This window comes from Vibrio sonorensis, from assembly GCF_001854765.1.
In the GTDB taxonomy this organism is placed as follows: Bacteria; Pseudomonadota; Gammaproteobacteria; order Enterobacterales; family Vibrionaceae; genus Vibrio; species Vibrio sonorensis.
Genome location: NZ_LJJE01000041.1, coordinates 1 through 3,703, shown reverse-complemented (window position 1 = coordinate 3,703; position 3,703 = coordinate 1). Strand labels below are relative to the sequence as shown.

The 3,703-nt window shown below is 45.0% G+C and carries 4 protein-coding genes and 1 pseudogene; 2 read left to right on the top strand and 3 right to left on the bottom strand.

Going from position 1 to position 3,703, the window contains the following annotated elements; genetic code table 11:
• The first annotated feature begins 233 nt into the window (after positions 1–233).
• Entirely contained in the window at positions 234–815 is a 582-nt protein-coding gene (locus BLO31_RS08625; RefSeq protein ID WP_070964685.1) for a DUF2913 family protein, read from the top strand.
• Between the two features lie 14 nt (positions 816–829).
• On the opposite strand, the gene BLO31_RS08620 is transcribed toward BLO31_RS08625, so the two are convergent.
• Positions 830–1,063 carry a hypothetical protein gene (locus BLO31_RS08620; RefSeq protein WP_070964681.1) on the bottom strand — a complete coding sequence of 78 codons (234 nt, stop codon included), beginning with the start codon at positions 1,061–1,063 and terminating at the stop codon, positions 830–832.
• Positions 1,064–1,086: 23 nt separating this feature from the next.
• Positions 1,087–1,710: a hypothetical protein gene (locus BLO31_RS08615; RefSeq protein WP_070964677.1), complete on the bottom strand. Its 624-nt coding sequence runs from the start codon at positions 1,708–1,710 to the stop codon at positions 1,087–1,089.
• A 144-nt stretch (positions 1,711–1,854) separates the two neighbouring features.
• Here BLO31_RS08615 and istB point away from each other — a divergent pair, with 144 nt between their 5' ends.
• Positions 1,855–2,649: an IS21-like element helper ATPase IstB gene (gene istB, locus BLO31_RS08610; protein WP_070964674.1), complete on the top strand. Its 795-nt coding sequence runs from the start codon at positions 1,855–1,857 to the stop codon at positions 2,647–2,649.
• 101 nt (positions 2,650–2,750) lie between these two features.
• Here istB and BLO31_RS08605 read toward each other — a convergent pair.
• Positions 2,751–3,703: pseudogene (locus BLO31_RS08605) on the bottom strand (IS3 family transposase); the annotation flags it as partial.

Sequence of the window (3,703 nt, the reverse complement as noted above, 5' to 3'; positions counted from 1 at the left end):
AAAAGAACCGTATTGTTGCTTTTGCTCTTTTGTCAGGAATTCTACGGGCATGAAGGCATTTCTTGAATAGTGGAAAGATGGTAAACTTTGACTAATTATTAAGCTGTTTGTTCAGTCGATATAGACCTATATTGTTGTTACTAAAAGAGTTAGATACAACGTTCACTAAGCATGGTGATGTGGTATTAGTCACTCTATATCGATTGAAGGCTCTGATTCATCTGTCTGTTGTTATGCAAATTAAAAAAGACTTTGATTATTATCGCTGTTTACACTCTACGATAACCAATGCGCTACTTTATCTTCTTGTTCACGTCTCATTGAGCCAGCGTCATTTACCCACTTCGAAGCGCAACGAGCTGCTCATCAAGTACTTAAAACCGAAACTGAAAGATCGCCAACATACGATAATTAAAAAGGACATCAAGTTGATGATAAATGTGGCTCGCCAGAAAGGAGGCAACTTGGAAAGAAAGCTCTATGAACTCAATGATAAAGCGAAGCAAACCAAAGTGGCTGGAGCTGAAAAACTCTATTCACTCTTGGTCTTTCTTTATGATCAGGAAGGGATAGAATCTCGTTTATTCGATGAACTACAGCAAGCGGAAAAAGACGTGCTCTATATGCTGGAAGAGCATATAGAGCTTGGGTTTGATGCTGACAATAACCAAGTTTCCCCCCTTTCTTTATTGATTGAGTCAGAAAGAGCGCCTGAGCTCGTACCCGTGATCAACTCTCATGGGTGCTTTATCGCGGAGATGAAAGAATGGAATGCAACCACCAATCAAGCCCACATCCTTATTCATCCGGTGTAAATCAATGCTATCCTTCACTGGATGAGATCGATAGCAGCACCAACAATTGCACATACACCAAGAACCACCAAAGATACGATGGCGGTTATTGCTGCAGTACGGATCCATTTTAGCTCTTCACGCCTCATCAATAACTGTCGACGAAGAGATTCACCTTCCATTTTGTTGCGTTGCCAGCTATTTTCTTGAGCTTCACCGTACATTGAGGCCAGCTCATCGTCAGTGAGTTCATGTGGAAGTTTAGGCATTTTCGTCGCCCCCCTATCTTGAATTACAGAAATTTTTCCGCAATAGCACGTTTACCCTTTGGATCCGAAGATTCTAGCAAGTTCTGCTCTGGATAGTAAAAGCCTGTCACGGATAAATCCGTATCACCAATATCACCGATTTGCACTTTAACAGAAAGCTCGGTACCGTCATCCCATGTATCTCTGATTGTGGCTTTACAAATTTCTCCGTGAAGCTCAAACTCAAACTGCTCATTGCTAGGCTGGTAATTTTTGACCGCAGTACGAATTAGCGTTTGACCAATTTTATCTCGCTTTTTCTGAGATAGCATATCTAAAGACCATTCTTTAATGGGGCCATACATCCCACTGTTATTTAAAGCATCGAGAATTTTTCTCATGTGCCCGCCCGTGTACTGATTCACGAACAGCGATGAACGAGAGCCATGTGGAGTACCCAAAATGCAGCTCCTCATATTCCACCATGTTTCAGCCACTTCAGCATAACGTGCATGCTTGACAATATCTTGTACGTACCAAGCTAATGCATCACGGCTGCGGATTGTCCCATCCGCTTCGCTCTCAACCTGCGTTGCCTCAACAACAGAATAGGCCGTATCCGCATACAATGGCGTACTGAGTCGGTAAGCATTAATTCCAGACAACATATTAGATGAAGAGCGCTTTACACTTCAGCCCCTCCCGTCACTGACACGCCCGATAGCACCGATAACAATGAGTGGTAATGTCATGCCAGTTGAGAGCTTCCAACATCCACTATCAATGTATGACGCACTGTTGGAGGTGCGAGTATGAACCTTCAAATGAATCGCATCGAAGCTGCCTGTGCAACACTGAAGTTGCAAGCTATAGGTCAGGCATGGCCGAGACTAGCAGAAGTTGCCAACAGTCGTGAGTGGAGTCTAGCCGATTACTTAGAGTCACTTCTAAACGCAGAGCTTGAAGCGAGAGCTGAACGCACAAGAGCAACGCAGACTAAGTTCGCCAGCTTCCCTATGGAGAAAACGTTCGATGACTATGACTTTGAGTTCGCAACTGGTGCGCCAAGGAAACAGTTAAAGGAGCTAACAGGGTTGGCGTTTATCGAACGAAAAGAAAACGTAGTACTACTTGGCCCAAGTGGTGTCGGCAAGAGCCATCTCGCAGTTAGCCTTGGTCAAATAGCCGTACAAAAAGGCTTAAAGACACGGTTCATCACAGCAGCAGACTTGATGCTTCAACTATCTACGGCGAAAGCTCAGGGCAAACTTGAAAGCTACTTGAGACGAAGCGTGCTTGCGCCAAAGCTCCTTATCGTGGATGAAATCGGGTATCTACCGCTCGGCAGAGAAGAAGCGAACTTGCTCTTCAACGTTATCGCTAAACGATACGAGCAAGGCAGTGTTATCGTAACCAGTAACTTACCGTTCTCTCAATGGTCAAATGCGTTCGCCGACGATACGACACTAACGGCGGCATTACTGGATAGACTTCTTCATCACTCGCATATCGCACAAATCAGTGGAGAAAGCTACCGATTACGGGGGAAGAAGGCGGCTGGTACCATACCAACGGTTCTAGAAAATCTATCTGAAAGTAGAAGTTAATTACGTGGGTGGGTCAGTTTTACTTCGGCGATAACGTCGATAAGTGGGTCAATTTTAAACTGGCGTTGACACTGGTACATTCAGCATCATTAGCTACCGAGCTATGCGCTTGGATACCATCCAGTATTTGAGTAAGTAAAATCAGCCACGGTTTTATAAGTTTGCCAGTAAAGCCGTTCCGATTCATTCGGCGTCAGGCTACCGTTGTATTGGTGCGGCCTGATTTGACTGTAGTATCTAATGATGTGGCCAACAATGATGCTGCCCCAAGCTTCAGTTAAGTTTCGATATCCACACGCTGGCACCCATTCTGTTTTTAGGCTTCTGAAGAAGCGCTCCATTGGGCTGTTGTCCCAACAGTTTCCTCTACGCGACAAGCTTTGTTTAATTTGTTTAATCTGATAACGCCATAAAGTCTGACGGAACTTACGACTCGTGTAATGCGTGCCCTGATCGCTATGGAACATCACTTCTTTGGGCTTACCACGGCTTTCATAAGCGATTGTTAAAGCTTTGCCTGTCAACTGGCTATCGGGCAAAAAGATATTGCCCAACCAATTGGTTTTCGTGCAAACAAGTCCAGCACAACCGTCAGATAAGCCCATCGGTTGCCAGTTCAGACATAAGTCACATCGCCAACCCATACTTGGTTTGGAGCCGTAACTGCGAATTGCCGCTCAAGATGATTCGGGATCTCCACATGCTCAGGAGACGGGTTCTTATATTTGTGCTTTGGTAGCTGTCGACTCACTAACCCAAGTTTTTTCATGATCTTAGTTGCTCGATAACGACTCAAATTAACGCCAGCATTAGTACGATTCCTGCAATCGTTCGAGCTCCAGCCGAGCCATTGCTGGCACTGTGAGCCTCTTGTACAAGCACTCGAGTTTGAACTTCTAGCGCAGGAATGGCTCTTGGTCGTCGCTTCCAATACTTGTAACTACTTCGATGGATGCCGAAGACGTTGCATCGCTTAGTGATGCTGTAGCTCTGTTTGAGTCGCTCGATTATCGAGCATTTTTCAGTGAGTCCGACATCAACAGGGCTGTAGCCT

Coding starts and splice junctions, on each gene's coding strand:
- BLO31_RS08625 (WP_070964685.1), top strand. CDS start 234: ATGCAAATTAAAAAAGACTTTGATTATTATCGCTGTTTACACTCTACG.
- BLO31_RS08620 (WP_070964681.1), bottom strand. CDS start 1,063: ATGCCTAAACTTCCACATGAACTCACTGACGATGAGCTGGCCTCAATG.
- BLO31_RS08615 (WP_070964677.1), bottom strand. CDS start 1,710: ATGTTGTCTGGAATTAATGCTTACCGACTCAGTACGCCATTGTATGCG.
- istB (WP_070964674.1), top strand. CDS start 1,855: ATGAACCTTCAAATGAATCGCATCGAAGCTGCCTGTGCAACACTGAAG.